The sequence below is a fragment of the Methylobacterium sp. UNC300MFChir4.1 genome (genome assembly GCF_900110155.1).
Classification (GTDB): domain Bacteria; phylum Pseudomonadota; class Alphaproteobacteria; order Rhizobiales; family Beijerinckiaceae; genus Methylobacterium.
Genome location: NZ_FOCS01000005.1, coordinates 276,912 through 293,749, shown reverse-complemented (window position 1 = coordinate 293,749; position 16,838 = coordinate 276,912). Strand labels below are relative to the sequence as shown.

Genomic DNA, 16,838 nt, shown 5'->3' with positions numbered 1-16,838 from the left:
AGCACCCGGTCGAACACGCCGGCCTTGCGCCACCGGTAGAACCGGCTCGACACCGTTCCCACAGCACCGTAGCGCGCCGGTAGATCCTCCCAGGGTGCGCCCGTGCGCAGGATCCAGAGCATGCCGTTGAGGACTTGCCGGTGATCCTCCGCAGGCCGGCCCGTGCGCGGCTTCTGCGGAGGCAGCAGCGGGGCGATCTGCTCCCACTGCGCGTCGGTCAGTTCAAAGCGTCGCATCAAGCCCACATGGGCCTGACCACCCAGCCTGTGAACCCCTTTGCAGAGACGCCCTAGTCCTGTGGCACTTCCTCGATGTGGCCGGGAACGACCGCCACCGGGCCCTCCTCGACGTCTCGGTGCTGTTTCCCGGCGGCGCGATTGCCTCCGATGCCGTGCCGTGGCTCATGCCCGACGGCGCGACCTATCTCGGCGATGCATGGCCGTTACCGGCCGAGGCAGTATCCCATCCCCGCTCCAGCGGGACCTTCACACGCTTCCTGCGCGAGTGGGTGCGGGAGCGCGCGACCATCCCGTTACTCGAAGGTTTGGCCAAGTGCACGCTCGTCCCGGCGCAAATCCTTGAATCGAGCACACCTGCAATGCGCCGTAAGGGCCGAATCCAAGTGGGCTGCGATGCCGACATCGTCTGTCTTGATTGGCAGTCCCTGACGGACAAAGCCGACTTCCGCCACCCGAACCGTCCGTCCGAGGGCGTGCGGCACCTGATGGTAGGCGGCGCGTTCGTCATTCGCGATAGCGCGCTCACCCTCGACATCCGGCCGGGTCAGGCCATCCGGCGGGCGGTCCTTCCGTGACGATCCCGATCGTCCTCATCGCCGGCTTCCTCGGTGCCGGTAAAACGACCCTGGTGAATGGGCTCCTGCGGGAACCCGGCGGCCGACGCATCGCCGCAATCGTCAACGACTTCGGCACAATCGATGTGGATGCGGCGCTGCTCAACGGTGAAGGCGACGGCGTCCTCAGTCTTAAGAACGGCTGCATCTGCTGCAGCCTACAGGGCGATCTCCTGCGGACATTATCGTCACTAATGCGCCGGTGCCCCGCGCCGGAGGCCGTAGTCATCGAGACCAGCGGCGCGTCCGATCCGGCCGAGATCGTCCGGTCGCTGCTCGACCCCGTCATTCATGGGCAAATGCCGCTCGACACGGTCGCTACCGTGATCGACGCGCGCCACCTCGCCGATCGGCCAAGCCTCTTCGAGGATCCGTTGTGGCGCTCGCAGCTCGACGCGGCCGATCTCTGCCTCGTCACCAAGATCGACGTCGTGGACCGCGATCACCTGGCCACTGTGCGAGCGGAACTCGCACGGCGCAAGGGGCGGAACGTTACCTTCGACGTCGTGGACGGCGCCATCAGCTCCGATCTCCTCTTCGCCGGCGGCGGACACACTCCAGCCTCGGCCAGCCAGCGCCAAACCTCTGTCGCGAGCGAGCGTTTCGAGAGCCTGAGCTGGACCTCGGCGCGATCGCTGTCGCTCGGTCGCTTCCAAGCCGTGATTGCGCGCCTGGCGCCGCGGCTGTTGCGGGCCAAAGGCTTCGTCACTTTCGATACTCGACCGGACGAGCCGATGATCTTCCAGCTCGTAGGAACCCGGGCCACAGTTGCGCCAACGGAAACGCCGATGCCGCCGGGCGTAGCGGCTAGCCTCGTCATTATCGCCGAATTGGGGAGTCTTAATTCGGAAGAAGTGACAGCTTTCCTGAATTCCACAACTTGCTCCTGACGAACAATAATTCCCGTCAGGCAGAGTCCGGTTCTTCAGAACAATCCAATACGTGCATTTAACGTCAACATTGTCCCCAAGCACGGCATGCCGGCCACCACGCGCCGGAAGCTGCCAAATTTTGGATATCCGACGATGAACGTCAAAGCAGCAACCTCCCCCGTTGTCATGTCAATCGATACGAGTTCAGCTCTGTATCGAAAGATAATGCTACGGTTCGTTCCATTGATTATGATTTGTTATGTCGTAGCTTATCTCGATCGCGTCAACATAGGCATAGCAAAGCTCAATATGCTTTCTGATTTGCATTTCAGTGAAACAGCATATGGCCTTGGCGCAGGCTTGTTTTTTATCGGCTATCTCATCTTTGAGGTCCCCAGCAACCTGATTATGCATCGGGTGGGCGCACGCCTCTGGATTGCCCGGATTATGGTCTCGTGGGGCGTGATCTCAGCAATGATGGTCTTCGTCACCCAACCCTGGCAGTTCTACAGCCTCCGCTTTCTGTTGGGCATCGCCGAGGCAGGCTTCTATCCCGGCGTCATACTCTATCTGACCTACTGGTTCCCCAACAGCCGCCGGGGAAAGGTTACGGCGATCTTTCAGTCCGGTGTCCCTGTGGCAGGTTTGATCGGATCACCGTTGTCAGGCTGGATCATGGTCTCGTTCGACAAGGTATGGGGCTATGCCGGCTGGCAGTGGATGTTCGTGCTAGAGTCGCTTCCGACACTCCCTCTCGCCATCTTCGTCATCCTGATACTTGACGATCGGGTCGACGATGCGACGTGGCTGACGCAGGACGAGCGCAACACCGTCAAGAGAGATCTGGCAGCGGACAACGTGGCACGCGAGCATGTCCCTCTGCGGGCACTGATCACCGATGTTCGGATCTGGAAGATCATCATCGCGGGCTTGCCCGCTATGGCGGGGATCTACACGCTCGGCTTCTATATGCCGACGATCATCAAGGATGCGGGGGCGTCGAGTTCGACCGAAGTAGGGCTGCTCAGCGCGATCCCCTACGTTGCGGCCGTCGTCGCGATGATCTTGGTCGGGCGAAGCTCCGATTTGCGCCAAGAGCACCGCTGGCACCTCGCTTTCGTGCTCACGCTCGGCGCAGCGGGCCTCGTGGCGAGCGTCTTTGCCGGCCAGCAGATGCCACTGGTGATCTGCGCTCTCTGCGTCGCCGCCGCGGGAATCTTGAGCTATTCGCCGATCATGTGGATGGTGCCCACCGCTTTCCTCGGCGGTGCGACCGCAGCCGCCGCGATCGGTGCGATCAACTCGACGATCAACATCGGTGGTTTCCTCGCCCCCTACCTTATTGGCTGGGTGAGAGATAGCTATGGCAGCAGTGCACCAGCCCTCTTCGTCGTCGCCGGCGGCCTGATCCTCTCGGCCCTTACCATCCTCAGTCTTAACCCAAAAACCTCCACGGCGGACGGCGAGGCCTAAGTCTAGAGACGACAGGTCTTTGAATGTCAGTCCGGAGGAGATGCGAGCGACCCTTACGTCGTAATCGAGACGCCGTGCGGTGCGATTTACACACGCAAGCCGATACCTCCCTAAGCTCGACTTTGGCCATTCATGCGGCGTGGCAGAGCGCATAGGCCCAGGGCGCTGGCAAACGGAAGCGGGGTTTTGTTCGAGCGCGTCGGCGCGGTGATGTTGCCAAAGTCCGCTCGCACCACATCGCGCAGCGCGCGGCGGCCAGAGCGTAGGCGAAGGTCGGGCGCGGTTTCGGGTACCACGCAGCTGCCGCGACGCGTCGCCGTTGGCGAGCCGAGAGGCGTGCGGCCAGCAGTGTGACGATCGAGAACAGGGCGAGCAGGCAAGGCGTGGTGCGGGCGATCGCCGTGTCGGACCACTGCCGCTGCGTCTCGATCCCGAGATGGGCACGCGCTTCCTGGAAGGTGACCTCGATGGTCCAGCGCCGCACGAACCACCCTACGATCTGCGTGGGCTCGCGCGTCGGATCCGTGCAGAGCAGGGCCTGGGGTGGGAAAGCGCGCCTCGGGATCGCGGATGAGCACCCAACGGATCGGTACGACGGGCAAGCCACCGTGCCGCCACACCGCGGTGTCCGAGGCGATCTCGATCGTGCGCTCGCCTGCCCCGTACCAGCCGGGCACCACGACCGCGTGCCAGCGCGTGTCCTTGGCCGCGAGGCTCGGGGTGAGCGTCGGCAGCCGCGCGCCTTTGGTCCGCGGGCGCCCGATCGTGCCGGGCGGGCGCGGCGGCGCGGGATCATAGAGTGCTGCGTCGAGCCGCAAGCGGGTGATCGCCGTGATGCGAGCGCGGCGCATCGCGTCGAGGAACAGCAAGGCCGAGAAGCCGCTGTCGCCCACCAGGACGAGGTCGCGCCCCGGCAGCCAGCCGTCGGGCCTGGAGGGCGAGTTGGCCACCGACGTTGAGCAACGGCTTGTGCCGACGGCCCCGTTCACGACAGGCGCGCTCTGACGGCACCAGCGCGGTCAGAAATGGCAACGCCCAGACGCGCCCCGCCCAGGGGATCGGGGCGAGCAACATTAGGCTCATCCAGCGCAGCCCGCTCCCCTTGACGAAGTGGCTGTCGGAGGAGCGAACCGGATCACGGTAGATACCCTTGGCGGCGATCCGCTTGCCGCGGCGGCGCTCGATCGTATCGTCCAGTCCCAGGACCACGGGACCGCGTTGCGCGAACGCATCGACGAGGAGCCCGAGCAGGATACGGCTGCCGGAGCGCGGGCACCACGCCGCCCGGTTGAGGATGCGGTGGACGTTCACGAACCGCCGCTCCTGCGCGCGGCCGATGATGCGCAGGATGCTTGTCACGGTGCGCTGCCCCGGCGTGAGGATCGCGCCGACCAGCAGGTTCTGGGCGTGTCGCCACGAGCGGTGGACGAACAGCGGTGCGAACGCCAGGATGATCGCGGCGAAGCGGGTGGGCAGGGGGAGCATGGCGGTGTCTCTTGGCGGGGACGCCACCAGCCTATCCCTCACGCCCCCTTCGTCACCTCCGCACACTCGACGCGCCGCAAATGGCCAAAGTCGAGCTTAGGCGCTCAAGCATCCAAACGATCGCCCTGTAAGCTGCAGCCCTGTCGAGAGCTTGATGCGGTTCACACACAGCCAGCCGAGATGATTGGGCCGTAGTGCCTCGCCATACCGCTCACCCAAACTTTCGTTGCCGAAATACCCAATCAGTCCGGCAAAATACCCAAACTCACGTTACATCCACAGACGGGAAGGCCCCGGCCGTCCCGGTGGCGACCGTGCCGATCTTGCCCGGCACCCAGGCGGCGTTGGCGACCGTGTCGTAGCTCAGGAAGCCCCGCGGGCGGCTCGCGCCGTTGCCGGACACGAAGGCGACGCCCTCCTGCTCGGCGAAGGCCGTCTCCACCTCGGCCGAGAGCCACGCGTCGAGATCGACCACGGAATCGTCGAGGAGCGTCTGGGTGGCGGCCGGCATCGCGTAGAGCTCCATCGCGGGGAACGCGATCTCCGACAGGGCCGGCGCGGCGGTCTCGGGGCGCGGCGCGGTCTCGGCGGCCCAGCCGGTGACCGGCGCGCCCACCGAGACGGCGCGCTTGTACTGGGCGCCCGAGATCGGCTGCACGCTGGCGATCGACCGGATCGGCGAGACCTGCCCGAGGCGCGCGAGCACGGTCCGCTCGATCGTGTCGGGGACGAGGTAGCCGCCGTCGGGCCCGGAGCCGGCCGAGAGCGCCTTGGCCTCCAGGCGCTTGAGCCCGGCGCTCTCGCCCGCCCGGACGTAGAGGTCGAAGGCGGCCTTGTGCTCGTGCGCGGCCCCCGTCTCCCGGACGTCCGGCTGCCCGAGGGGCGGCCGGGCCCGCTCCAGGGCGATGCGGTCGAGCCGGGTGCGGGCGGCGTCGAGGGCCGCGTCGATCCGGGCGAGCTTCTCCTCGGTGAGCACGTCGACGCCGAGGCGGCCCTCGATCCGGTCGATCCGCGCGTCGTTCGTCTCCTTGAAGGCCGCGAAGGCGGCGGCGAGCTCGTCCAGGGCGGAGCGGACCGGGCCGCCGTCGGAATGGGCGGCCTTGTTCTCCAGCGGCGGCAGGCCGCCCAGCGGGGCGGGATCGGCGATCGGGGTCTGGGCGTCCATGATGGGCCTCGTCGGGGGTGGAAGTCAGGACCGCGCGGCCGGCAGCGGCCGAGCGGCAGGTCTCGCGGCGGGTCCGAGGGCGCCCGGCGGCGCGATCAGGCCGGCGAGGCCGCGGATCGCGTCGGCCTCCGGGTCCGGAGCCGGGATCGACGCGGGGCTCGCCCTGGCCCCCGGCTGCAGCGGGAAGGTCACGAGCGAGATCTCCCAGAGATCGACCTGCTGGAGCCGGCGCTCGCCGCCGGCGCCCTTCCGGGCGCGCAGCGTGCGGAAGCCGATCGAGAGCCCGTCGAGGCCGCCGCCGCGCATCAGGGCGTCGACCTCGCGGGCGCGCTGCACCGCGAGGTTGAGCGCGCCCTCCGCGAACAGGCCGCGGCCATCCTCGCGCAGGGCGAGCCAGCGGCCGATCGGCTCGGCGGGGTCGTGCTGGAACAGGAGTCGCACGCCCGCGGCCCCGCGGCGGGCGAGGCTCGCCGCGAAGGCGCCCGGCACCACCACGTCGCGGCCGAGATCGGGCACGCCGAACAGGCTGGCATAGCCGGAGAAGTGGCCGTCCATGGGGGGATCCTCGGATGGGACAGTGAGGGCGCGCCCCGCGCCTCAGGGTGTGCCCGGCGCCCCCGGCATCGCGGGCGGGTAGCCCACGGCCTCCCGCTTCTCCGCCACCGACAGGAAGTCCGCGGCCTGGACCCGGCGCCACAGGGATTCCCGCTCGCCGGCCAGCGCCTCGATCCGGTCGAGGTCGGGCTCCAGGTCGATCGCCCCGAAGGCGGGTTCCAGCCAGCCGGCCAGCGCCCGGGCGGTGCGGGCCGCGAGGGGGATCAGGGTCTGGCGGTAGAGGGCGCGGTTGGCCTCGGCGTAGTTGGCGTGGGTGTTGTCGCCGGGGAGGCCGAGCAGCAGCGGCGGCACGCCGAAGGCCAGGGCGATCTCCCGGGCGGCCGCGTCCTTGGCCGCCACGAAGTCCATGTCGCGCGGCGAGAGCGCGAGCGGCTTCCAGTCGAGGCCGCCCTCCAGCAGCAGCGGCCGGCCGGCATTGGCGGCACCCTGGTAATTCGCCTCCAGCTCCGCCTTCAGCCGGTCGAATTGCGGCTCGGACAGCGTCGCCCCGGCGAAGACCAGGGCGCCGGACGGCCGGGCGGCGTTGTCGAGCAGCGCCTTGTTCCAGGCGCTGGCGGCGTTGTGGATGTCGAGGGCGGCGGCCGCCGCCGCGATCGGGGCGAGCCCGCCGGTCTCGTCCTCCGGGTGGAACAGCGTCAGCGCCAGGATCGGCGCCACGGCGATCCCCGGCTCGGGCAGGTCGAACCGGCGGCTGCGCCCGCCCGCCGTGTAGAGATAGGCCGCCGGCCAGCCGTCCGGGCCCGGCAGCACCCGCATCCGTCCGGGACGCAGGACCTGGAGCGCGGCGACCCGCCCGTCGAGGCACACCGCCTCCAGGTAGGCCGTGCCGGTGAGGAGGAGGTCGGCGTAGAGCGTCTCCAGGAGGTGCGGCCCGCTCTCCCGGGGGTTCGGCCGCGCCAGCAGGGCGAGCAGGTCGCCCGCGCGCTCGGCGCCGGGGCCGGTGGCGATCAGCGGCAGGCCGGCGGCGCTCTCGGCGACGAGCCGCACCGCCCGGTGGACGACCGGGTTGGCCTGGTAGCCGGCCCGGGCGAGCGCTGCCGGATCGCGGGGCGTCCAGCTGGCCCGTCCCTCGGCGTAGAGGGCGAAGGCCGGGGCCGCGGCGGCCTTGGTGGCGAGGGCCGGGCCGCCGGCGGCGCGGCGCGCGACCCGCGCCAGGCGTTCGAGGAGGGTCGACATGCCGGTCCGTTCCTGAGCTATGGTCACGCGATGCAGCCCCGGATCCCCACACGGCCCCAGGCGCGGCCCCAGGCGCGATTCCGGGGACGGGTCCGGGGACGGGTCCGGGCGGGGACCCGCGTCGCGGCGCGGGTCGCGGCTCTGGTCCCAGCGCTCGTCGTCGGGCCTCTGTCCGGGCCTCTGGCCGGGCCCCTGGCCGCGCCCCCGGCCGCGCCGGCCCGGGCCGCGGATGCGCCCGCACCCGCGCCCCTGTGGCCGGAGCCCGACGGGACCCTGATCCTGGCGCGCCCCTTCGGCCGGTCCGAGATCAGCCTGCGCCTGTCCCGGCGGGTCGCCGGGGCGGTGGACACGCTGACCTGGGACGGCGTCACCTTCCTCGCCGACACCGAGCCCGGCGACGCCCTGCAGGCGCGGGCGGAGATCGGCTCCGGCGCCGCCTGCCGCCGGGCGAGCGAGGCCGGCACCCCGCAGGACGGGTCCGGCGCGCCCGCGGCCCGCCGGCTCCGCGCCCTGCGCGCCGGCCGGAGCTGGGCCGAGACCGAGACCCGCATGGCCTGGGACGGCCCCGCCGACCCGGCCGACGAGCCGCCTGCGGACTGCCCGACCGCCTCCGCGAGCCCCGCGATCCCGGCCCCGCCCCCGGCCCCGCTCCTGCGCAAGCGGGTCGCCCTCGGCCTGCCGGGCCTCGGCAACGCCGTGGAGGTGCAGGCGAGCTTCGTCCTGACCGAGCCCGCGGCGGCGCTGCGTCTCGAACCCCTCGCCGCCGCGGTGCCGGCGGAGTTCTCCGCGGCCTGGCGCTTCGACCCGTCGACCGGCGGGCTCGCGCCCCTCGGCCCCGGAGCGGGGGAGCGGCCGGACCCGGTGATCCTGGCGACGCCGGAGGGCTCGCACGCCGTCGCGGTCTGGGCCCCGGGTCCGCCGGAGCAGGAGCCCGACGCGCCGCGGCCCGGCTTCGCGGTTGCGCCCGAGGCCGGGGCGAACCGCCTGAGCTGCCGCTTCCGGCTGGCGAACGCCGCCGCCGGCGCGCACGATTTCGCCTGCTACGCCCTGGTCGGCACCCTCGCCGACGTCCGGGCCGCCCTGCGGAGCCTGACCGCGCCGCCGTGACCGGCCCGGGGCCGACCTGTGCTAGACTGTCCGGACCGACGAACCGATGGAGGTTCCGATGGACAGGAAGCAGGCCCTCGAACTCGCGATCTTCGTCATCGCGCTCGTCCCCTTCCTCCGCTGCCTCATGCCCTCCGCGACGCGCTCCCGGGGGCCCCGCCGCTCCGGCTCCCTCAGCTACGATTCGGGCTCCGGCGGCGACGGCGGCGCGATCTTCGGCGATGGCGGCTGCCACGGCAGCGACGGCGGCAGCTGCGGCGACGGCGGCGGCGGCGGTGATGGCGGTGGCGGCGGCGATTGAGCGACCGCTCGGGCGTCCAGGAGCCCGGCACGCCCAGGAGCCCGGCACGCCCAGGAACCCGGCACGCCCAAGAACCCGGCACGCCCAGGAACCCGGCACGCCCAAGGACCCGGCATGCCGATGTGCCGGGGTCGGGCAGCGACGACGGTTCGGGTATCGGAGGCGGGCCGCGGCGCCCGGGAAGGACGGCGGGGATCAACCCGACAGATGCGCCGCTCAATCCGCCCGCCGTCGCCGCGCAATACGGAGAATTACGGTGGGGATTCCCAGCTCAGGACCGCGTGCCGTGGCCTGATCGCTACAGATTTGGCGCACGACATTGTGTATACAGCATGCAGTTCGTTCCAGAGACCACGAACCGACTCCGGCGCGCTTCACCCGAAGCGCGCCGAATTGTTTCCGGCGACCGCTGTCACAACCGCCGGATCCGGGGCTCGGCCCGGGGCTCCAGCATCAGGTGCGTGAGCGCCCAGACCAGGGCATCGAGCCGGTCGGGCGAGGTCCCGCCGGACAGGCCGTCCGGGCCGAAATCGCACAGCTCGTCCTCCAGCGCCGGGAAGGCGCCGACGTGGTGGACCAGCCCGCGGGCGTAGAGCAGCGAGACCGGCTCGGCGCGCAGGTACTTGCCCCGCGTGGCGTGGACCCGGGTCACCGGCACGGCGGGGTCGCACTGGCCCAGCACGGCGGCGGCCATCTCGCCGCCCTGGTTGACCTCGACCACGAGGGCGTCGGCCCGGAGCCGGTGGTAGAGCGCCAGCGCCGCGGCCGCCCAGGCCTGCGGGGTGGCGCGGGCGAGGCTCGCGTCGGCCAGCACGTAGGCGTGCCCGCCCGCGCGCCCGGCCGCCACGATCCCGCAGGCGTCCGAGCGCGCGCCCGAGGCGGCGGGGGGATCCACCGCCACGACGATCCGCCCGAGATCGGGCGCCGCGGCGAGGCGGCCGGCCTCCAGGGCCGCGCGCGTCCACAGGCCGTCGTCCCGGTCGGCGATGAGCTCGCCGTCGAGTTCCTGCCGGCCGAGCCGCGTGCCGGCGTAGCGCCCGACCACCTGCTGGAGGAAGTCGGGCGCGAGATGCGCGGCGTTGTCGTGGGTCCGGGCACGACTCACCACCGTGCGCGGGTCGGCGAGCAGGCGGCGGATCAGCGGCACCGGCCGGGGCGTCGTCGTCACGAGGTTGCGCGGCCGGGCGCCGAGGCGCAGGCCGAACTGCAGCATGTCGAAGGCCGCCTCGGGCCGGCGCCACTTGGCGGCCTCGTCGCACCACGCGGCGCCGAATTGCGGGCCGCGCAGCGCGTCGGGCTCCTCCGCCGAGAAGGCGAGCGCGACGGCGCCGTTGCTCCACTCCACCCGGCGGCGGCTCGGCGACCAGGCGGGCCGGGCCCGTCCCCGCGCCGGCAGGCCGAGGAGGCCGGAGGGCCCCTCGACCATCACGTCGCGCACGTCGAGATGGGTCTCGCCCACCAGGGCGATCCGCCCGACCGGCGCGCCCGCGAAGGCCGGGTCGCCGCGCGCGAGGGCGTCGACCCACTCGGCCCCGGTGCGGGTCTTGCCGCTGCCGCGGCCGCCGATCACCGCCCAGGTGGTCCAGGGCGCCGCGTCGGGCGGCGGCAGCTGGTCCGGCCGGGCCTGGTGCAGCCAGTCGCCCGCGAGCGCCCGGAGGAGGTCCGGCGGCAGCGTCTCGAGGAAGTCAGGCAGCCGCCCCGCCGCCGACAAAGCCAGCAACGCGTCGCGCGATCTCCGCGCGCAGGGCGGGCAGGTCGGGCTCGGTGTCGGGTTCGGTGTCGCGTCCAGTGTCGCGTCCGGTGCCATCGCCCCCCTCCCCCGCGGCGCCGCGCGCGCCCTCCGCATCCACCGTGTCGAGGAGCCGCTTGAGGCCGCCGAGGTCGCGCAGGATTCGGGCGGAGTCGCCCGCGCCCGCCCCCGCCCCGCTCAGAGCCGCGTCGAAGGCGGCGATCTGCCGGGCGATGTGGGCGCGCAGACGCGCCCGCAGGGTCGCCGGGTCGGCCGCGGGGTCGCCGCGACCGGTGACCGCCGGCGGCAGGTCAGCCCCGAAGGCCGTGGCCATCATCGCCGGGTCGAGCCGGCCGAGACCGAGGATCTCGGTGACGTCGCCGGGATCGGCGCCCGGCGTGCACAGCAGGCGGATCAGGGCGGCCCGGCGCGCCGCCGGCCAGCGCCCTGTCAGGAGCCGCGGCCGGTGCTGCCGCGGCCTCGGCCAGCCGGCCCGGGCGTTCCAGGTGTGCACGGTCTTCGGGTGGACGCCGAGACGGGCCGCGATCGCGTCGCACGTCAGGTCGGTCTCGCGCAGGAGCGTCAGGGCCTCGGCGCGGCTGTCCGCCCTGCTGGGAGGGGGTGGCCACATCGGGGTCTCTCCGCACACGTCTCGACCGTGCCTGGTTGATACCCCGGCAGCGCGCCGGTGTCAAGCGCAAATTCCTATTTCTCGGGCGATATAGGACTTAAGGCACAGTCCGGTCTCAGCCCTCCCAGTGCGCCACGCCGCCGTGACCCGAGCAGGTGCCTCGACGGGTGTGGCTGAAGCTCCACGTGCCGTCCCGGCACTTGGCCGTGGCGCCCGCGGGCTTCCTGCCGTCGAGGCTCTTGGCCGGCCGGTGGACGTCGGACCCGTCCCGGCTGCGGTAGTGGCCGTGGCGGTCGAGGTTCCGGTCGTCGGGCTCCGAGAACGGCCGGGCGACGGCGCCGCCCGACAGGCCGAGGAGGACGAGGCCGGCGAACACCGGCCAGCGGGCGGCGTTCGTCGCGGTCAGGACAGGCAGCACGGCACCCTCAAGGTTGTATCATCTGCCAAGAGACACAACCGGATCGGGGCGTCACGAACTATCTGTGGTTATCCAGAAGCCAGCTACAGGTTGTGCGCGCGGGTCACGGGCTGCGCGCGGGCCGGACCTCGGCCGGGGTCGTCCGACCGGCTCTCCGCCGCGTCCGCGCGCCCGGTGCGGCCCTGCATGTCGGCGGGATGCTGAACGGGCTCGAAAGGTATTGCCGCTAATGTCCCGGTGAATGGCAGATCTGAACGCGGTTCAGGACCGGAACGGCCGTCCGGTCGACACGTTGACCGGCGCCATCCGCACGCAGGCGTCGCCTTTCACGCAGTTCGTCAGAGTGAATCGGGTACAGAATGGTCGGTGAGCCACCAGGGTCCGGCGCGGAAGACCCGCTGGGCAACGGCCCCGCGGGGGATCCTGGTCGGGGCCCGGCGCAGGGCACCGCGGAAGCCGCCGCCCTCAGCGACAGCTTCAGGCGATTCGCCGACGTGGTGCCGCTGATGATGTGGCGCTCGGACGAGGCCGGTCACGCGATCCACCACAACGAGTGCTGGCTGGAATTCACCGGGCGCCCCCTGGAGGCGGAGCTCGGCCTGGGCTGGCGCAGCGGGCTGCATCCCGAGGATTTCGAGCGGCACGCCCGGATCGTCGCCGAGGCGTTCGAGGCGCGGGCGCCCTTCACCGTCGAGTTCCGCCTCCGGCGGCACGACGGCGAGTACCGCTGGCTGCTCGACACCGCCCGCCCCCTCGTGGAGGACGGCCGGTTCCAGGGCTATCTCGGCTCCTGCTTCGACATCACCGACCGCAAGCACGCGGAGGAGCACATCGAGCACGCGCTGGCCGAGAAGGAGGCGCTGCTGGCCGAGGTCTACCACCGGGTCCGCAACAACCTCCAGGTGATGGTCAGCCTGATCGGCCTCTACGGGCGGGCGGCCCCCGACCCCTGCCGCGGCAGCTTCGAGGCGCTGGGCCAGCGGGTCCGGGCGATCGCGCTGGTGCAGCAGCACCTGCACGAGGCGCCGCACATCGCGTCGATCGACCTCAAGGACTACCTGCACCGCCTCGCCTCCGGGCTCGGGCAGCTCCGGCGGGCCGGGCGGATCGGCGTCCAGGTCGGCGGTTCGGGGAACGGTCTCGTGGAGCCGCGCACCGCCAACGCCCTGGGCATGATCGTCGCGGAGATCGTGGCCGAGTGCCTGGACGCCACCGCCGAGCACGTCGCCTGCGCCATCGCCATCGACATCGAGGCCGCCGCGCCGCTGCGCCTCTCGATCGTCTCGAAGGTGAGCGACACGGCCGAGTCGGGCCGACCGAACGTCCCGAAGCTCGGCCCCCGCCTCATCGCCGCCTACGCGGCCCAGGCGGAGATCAGCGTGGCGGGCGATGCCAGCCCGGGCGATCCCCTGTGGCTGACCCTGCCGCCGGCGCGCCCCGGCGCGCCATGAGCGCCCGCGGCGCCGGACCCCGTCGCCACAACGGCGCGGCCGGCCTATAGCGGCCCAGACCTTTCCGGACCCGGCCGAGCATGCTCCCTCCCATCGACACCATCATCGAGAATTTCGAGATCGTCGAAGACGACGACATGCGGCTCGAGTACCTGATCGAGCTCGGCCGCGCCCTGCCGCCGATGCCCGAATCGGAGCGGACCGAGGCGAACCGCGTCCACGGCTGCGAGAGCCAGGTCTGGATCGACACGCGGGCGGAGCCGGCGGACGGCACGCCGCGCCTCGTCCTGCACGGCTTCAGCGACTCGTTCATCGTCCGCGGCTTCGTGGCGCTGATGATCGCGCTCTACACCGGCAAGACGCCCCAGGAGGCCGCCGAGACCGACGGCCTCGACCTGTTCCGGCAGCTCCGCTTCGGCGCCCACGTCACGTCGAAGCGCTCCAACGGCGTCCGGGCGATGGCGGAGCGCATCCACCGCGACGCGGTCCGGCTCGCCGCCGAGGCCTGAGCGGCCTCACCCGCGCCAGAGGCGCAGGCGGGCCCGGTCCGGACCGGTCGCCTCCCGTTCCAGCCCGTAATGCTCGGCGAGCCGCCCCAGGGCGATGCGGGCCACGACCTTGGCGGAGCGGGCCGGCCAGCGGCGCTCGGCCTCGATCCGCTCCAGGCCCTTGAGGAATCCGCAGAGGTCGATCAGCAGGCCCGAGAGGTCGCTCCCGACCGCGTCGAGGGCGCCGCGCACCCGCTGCCGGGCCGCGATCACGTGGTCGGCCGCGGAGGCCGGGTCGCGTGGGCCGCCACCGTCGATCCGGGGCGCCCCGAGATCCGCGCCCATCCGCGGCAGCAGGGCGGCGGTGGTCATGTCCCGCCGCAGCCGCTCCCCGGCCTCGAAGGCGGCCGCGTCGATGAGCGGCGCGCCGTCCCGGTCGCGTCGGCGCACCATCCAGGCCAGGGGGTTCTCGGCGGCGTTGCGCAGGGTCGGCCCGGCGCCGCCCTCCACGACGGCGAGGTCGCGGTGCTGGTTCGCGAAGGCGAGGTCGCCCGGCCGGGCCTCCCGGCGCAGGCGCGCCCGCCCGGCCTCGCTGATCGTCAGGCGTGTGCCGGCCGCGTTCCACGTCGCCAGATCGGCCGCCGCCAGGGCGCGCCCGGAGGTGGCCGCGAAGCGGCCGCTCCCCACCGAGATCCCGTCGCCGCCGCGCCGGGCGACCAGCGCGTCCTCGACCAGGGGGTCGGGCCGCGCGTAGGCGCCGGGCTCCCCGAGCCGCGCCAGCAAGCGCCCCGCCTCCGCCGGGAGATCCCCCGGAGCGGCGCCGCGGCGACGCGTCCCCGCGGAGGCGGAACGGCCGCCCTTCACTCGCATGTTCATGTTTTGTTCCGTGTGTGCTACGACGGACGTGCGAAGCCTCCAGTGTCCCAGGAAAAATCAGAAGGTCAAGGCTTTTTTACCTACAACCCACAGCTATCTAGCGACGGCCGCGCGCGTCGGCGGCCGGTGCAGGATGTCGGCGATCTCGCCCTCCGACTTGCCGCGGACCTCGTAGCCCATCGCCTCGAACCGGTCGATCAGCGCGGCGCTCTCGGTGGCGGAGCGCGCCGCCCAGGCGGCGAGGATGTCGTTCACCCGCTCCAGGTCAGCGGCGGGGTGATCGTCCTGCGGATCCGGCTGCGGATCGGGGATCGCGTCCATGTCGGCACCTCGGGATCGAACCGGCGACCATGGTCGACGCCACGGCCCGCGGTTCAACGCCCCAGGCCGGAACCGGCTCCCGGCCGAGCCGGCATCGCCGCCCGCCCTCCTGGATCACCCCGGATCCGCAGCCGCCCTCAGAAGTCCCGCTGCACGCGCGCGCGGACCTGGATGACGTCGACGTGGCGGGCGGTCGAGACCGGGTTGGCGAGGTTGTTGACGTAGGCCGCGTTCTGGTTGGGGTACCGGCCCAGGTCGAGGATGCGGCCGCTCTGCGGCCCGTAGCGCGTGTAGATCGCCTCGACGCCGATATCGAACTCCTTCACCGGCGACCAGATCAGGTTGCCGCCGACCACGAAGCGGTAGCTGTCCCGCAGGACCTGGCTCAGGTCGAAGAACCGCGTGCCAGGGGTGCCCGGCCCGGTCCCGGTCACGCCGAAATAGGCGCCCTGCGCCGCGCGGGCGCCGCGGGCGAAGCTCAGGGCGCCGTAGGAGCCGAAGAAGGCGGAGCGGACCGCGGGCGTCCAGTAGTGCAGCATCGCCGCCGTGAACGAGTAGCTCGTCGACAGCTCCAGGCGCTGGGTGAAGGGGTTGATCACGCCGTCGCTGAAGAACTGGGAGAAGGCCGCCCCCTGCACCGCGGTGGCCGATTGCGCCCAGGGGCCGTTATAGGCCGGCAGGCCGGTATACAGGGCGGTGCCCTCCCCGTAGGCGCCCTGCAGGTAGAGCGTGTCGCCGGTCGCTATCGCTGGCAGGTTGATCTTCACGCCCCCCTGAACGGCCCAGCCGAGGGCGGAGGCCGCGCCGCCCGGGGTGCGGTTATTGCCCACCGAGACGGGCGCCCCCAGGTTGGTGCCGGCGAACGAGACGCTGCTGAGCAGGCCGTGGTTGACCTCGTGCACGGCCCCCGAGAGCTGCGCGGAGCCCCAGGACTGGTCGGAGCGCAGGACGCCGACGATGTCGGGCATGCGGCTGCGCTGGACCGTGTCCACGAAGCCCACCCCGGTCGGGCGGCCGGCGGCGTCGTAGCCGACGAAGACCGGGGCGACGGGGTTCCCGGGCGAGAGGATCGCGCCGGGATTCGGGAACGCCGAGGCCGCGGCGTTCTGGGACGCGTAGACCGGCGTGCGGCGGAATACCGGGTCCTCCATCGACAGCGATGCGGACAGGCCCTTGCCCAGCGTCGCCGTGTAGGCGGCGAGGTTGGTCGAGGGATTGTCCGAGCCGATGGAGGCGACGATGAACTCGAAGTCGTGAGCGTAGAAATCGAAGAACGAGGAGGCGCGGCCGGCGGTGATGCCGGCGAACTGGATGAAGGCCTTGTCGACGTTGAACTGCTGCTGGGCCCGCCCGAACTGATCGACGCCCAGGGCCGGGAAGGCGCCGCCGATCCGGTTCAGCGCGCCGGCATGCATGGTGGCGAAACCGGTCCGGCTCCCGGCGTCGAGGCGGAGGAAGGCGCGCAGGGTGCCGTAGGACGTCTGGGACCGGGCGTCGAGGTTGATCCGGAGGCGGCCCTGGTAGCCGCTGTAATCCCCCGGGGTGGCGGTCGCGCTCCCCGAACGGCTGTAGGAAGGCTGGTAGGCGTACTCGTAGCGCGCGCGGCCGGAGAGGCGCAGGCAGGTATCGGTGCCGGGGATGAAGAAGAAAGCCTGGCCGTAGGCCGAGCAGATCCGCACGTGCTCGATGAGCTGCGATTTTCGCCGATCGGGAAGTTCCGCCGCCTCCACCGGCAGACTCAGCAACCCCGCAACACCCGCCAGTACGCCCGTTGTCCCCCGCTTCGCACGATGTTTCCGGTACTCCGCACACAAAACATGCATCGAATCGGCCATTCCACCATCCGCAAGTCCCCCTTCATGTCGGACGGATCGCGG

General features: G+C 71.6%; 16 protein-coding genes and 3 pseudogenes. 7 read left to right on the top strand and 12 right to left on the bottom strand.

The window, feature by feature from the left end; all coding sequences use genetic code 11:
* Window positions 1-236: IS5 family transposase (locus BMY19_RS10340; RefSeq protein WP_107351042.1), on the bottom strand; the 236-nt coding region annotated here is incomplete at its 3' end.
* A 50-nt stretch (window positions 237-286) separates the two neighbouring features.
* Here BMY19_RS10340 and BMY19_RS10335 point away from each other — a divergent pair.
* From BMY19_RS10335 to BMY19_RS10325, 3 genes and pseudogenes are all read left to right on the top strand, one after another.
* Window positions 287-814, top strand: a pseudogene (locus BMY19_RS10335) (amidohydrolase family protein); the annotation flags it as partial.
* Window positions 811-1,743, top strand: coding sequence for a CobW family GTP-binding protein (locus tag BMY19_RS10330; RefSeq protein WP_100251614.1), 933 nt, complete (start codon window positions 811-813; stop codon window positions 1,741-1,743). The pseudogene BMY19_RS10335 and the gene BMY19_RS10330, both read left to right, overlap by 4 nt.
* Window positions 1,744-1,878: 135 nt before the next feature.
* Complete coding sequence (locus BMY19_RS10325; RefSeq protein ID WP_244534880.1) at window positions 1,879-3,198, top strand: MFS transporter; 1,320 nt, start codon at window positions 1,879-1,881, stop codon at window positions 3,196-3,198.
* A 130-nt stretch (window positions 3,199-3,328) separates the two neighbouring features.
* Here BMY19_RS10325 and BMY19_RS31290 read toward each other — a convergent pair whose 3' ends face one another.
* From BMY19_RS31290 to BMY19_RS10305, 5 genes and pseudogenes are all read right to left on the bottom strand, one after another.
* Window positions 3,329-3,682 (bottom strand): hypothetical protein, encoded by a 354-nt coding sequence (locus BMY19_RS31290; RefSeq protein WP_244534879.1) that lies wholly within the window; start codon window positions 3,680-3,682, stop codon window positions 3,329-3,331.
* 308 nt (window positions 3,683-3,990) lie between these two features.
* Window positions 3,991-4,683, bottom strand: a complete 693-nt coding sequence (locus tag BMY19_RS31285; protein ID WP_244534878.1) for a transposase — start codon at window positions 4,681-4,683, stop codon at window positions 3,991-3,993.
* A 268-nt stretch (window positions 4,684-4,951) separates the two neighbouring features.
* Window positions 4,952-5,848, bottom strand: a pseudogene (locus BMY19_RS10315) (phage major capsid protein); the annotation flags it as partial.
* A 24-nt stretch (window positions 5,849-5,872) separates the two neighbouring features.
* A pseudogene (locus tag BMY19_RS10310) lies at window positions 5,873-6,430 on the bottom strand (HK97 family phage prohead protease); the annotation flags it as partial.
* A gap of 15 nt (window positions 6,431-6,445) precedes the next feature.
* Window positions 6,446-7,639 carry a phage portal protein gene (locus BMY19_RS10305; RefSeq protein WP_100251612.1) on the bottom strand — a complete coding sequence of 398 codons (1,194 nt, stop codon included), beginning with the start codon at window positions 7,637-7,639 and terminating at the stop codon, window positions 6,446-6,448.
* Between the two features lie 30 nt (window positions 7,640-7,669).
* On the opposite strand from BMY19_RS10305, the gene BMY19_RS10300 reads away from it, so the two are divergent.
* Window positions 7,670-8,746, top strand: coding sequence for a hypothetical protein (locus BMY19_RS10300; protein ID WP_100251611.1), 1,077 nt, complete (start codon window positions 7,670-7,672; stop codon window positions 8,744-8,746).
* 58 nt (window positions 8,747-8,804) lie between these two features.
* Window positions 8,805-9,047 (top strand): hypothetical protein, encoded by a 243-nt coding sequence (locus BMY19_RS10295; RefSeq protein ID WP_234081909.1) that lies wholly within the window; start codon window positions 8,805-8,807, stop codon window positions 9,045-9,047.
* Between the two features lie 412 nt (window positions 9,048-9,459).
* Here the strand turns inward: BMY19_RS10295 and BMY19_RS10290 are convergent, their stop codons facing one another.
* The 3 genes from BMY19_RS10290 to BMY19_RS10280 all read right to left on the bottom strand — a co-directional run bounded on the left by BMY19_RS10290 (window position 9,460) and on the right by BMY19_RS10280 (window position 11,825).
* Complete coding sequence (locus BMY19_RS10290) at window positions 9,460-10,758, bottom strand: DNA-packaging protein (protein ID WP_020090929.1); 1,299 nt, start codon at window positions 10,756-10,758, stop codon at window positions 9,460-9,462.
* Entirely contained in the window at window positions 10,733-11,407 is a 675-nt protein-coding gene (locus tag BMY19_RS10285; RefSeq protein ID WP_020090930.1) for a helix-turn-helix domain-containing protein, read from the bottom strand. Before BMY19_RS10285 ends, BMY19_RS10290 begins: the two co-directional genes overlap by 26 nt.
* Window positions 11,408-11,522: 115 nt before the next feature.
* Window positions 11,523-11,825 (bottom strand): DUF3761 domain-containing protein, encoded by a 303-nt coding sequence (locus BMY19_RS10280; protein ID WP_100251610.1) that lies wholly within the window; start codon window positions 11,823-11,825, stop codon window positions 11,523-11,525.
* Window positions 11,826-12,184: 359 nt separating this feature from the next.
* On the opposite strand from BMY19_RS10280, the gene BMY19_RS10275 reads away from it, so the two are divergent.
* Both BMY19_RS10275 and BMY19_RS10270 read left to right on the top strand, forming a co-directional pair.
* On the top strand, window positions 12,185-13,276 hold the full coding sequence (locus BMY19_RS10275) for a sensor histidine kinase (RefSeq protein WP_170862942.1): 1,092 nt from the start codon (window positions 12,185-12,187) through the stop codon (window positions 13,274-13,276).
* Between the two features lie 80 nt (window positions 13,277-13,356).
* Window positions 13,357-13,785 (top strand): SufE family protein, encoded by a 429-nt coding sequence (locus tag BMY19_RS10270; protein ID WP_020090933.1) that lies wholly within the window; start codon window positions 13,357-13,359, stop codon window positions 13,783-13,785.
* Window positions 13,786-13,791: 6 nt separating this feature from the next.
* Here the strand turns inward: BMY19_RS10270 and BMY19_RS10265 are convergent, their stop codons facing one another.
* The 3 genes from BMY19_RS10265 to BMY19_RS10255 all read right to left on the bottom strand — a co-directional run bounded on the left by BMY19_RS10265 (window position 13,792) and on the right by BMY19_RS10255 (window position 16,796).
* On the bottom strand, window positions 13,792-14,640 hold the full coding sequence (locus BMY19_RS10265; protein WP_170862941.1) for a DUF6456 domain-containing protein: 849 nt from the start codon (window positions 14,638-14,640) through the stop codon (window positions 13,792-13,794).
* Window positions 14,641-14,733: 93 nt separating this feature from the next.
* Window positions 14,734-14,961 (bottom strand): hypothetical protein, encoded by a 228-nt coding sequence (locus BMY19_RS10260; protein WP_020090935.1) that lies wholly within the window; start codon window positions 14,959-14,961, stop codon window positions 14,734-14,736.
* A 137-nt stretch (window positions 14,962-15,098) separates the two neighbouring features.
* Complete coding sequence (locus tag BMY19_RS10255; protein ID WP_100251609.1) at window positions 15,099-16,796, bottom strand: porin; 1,698 nt, start codon at window positions 16,794-16,796, stop codon at window positions 15,099-15,101.
* Between the last annotated feature and the right edge of the window lie 42 nt (window positions 16,797-16,838).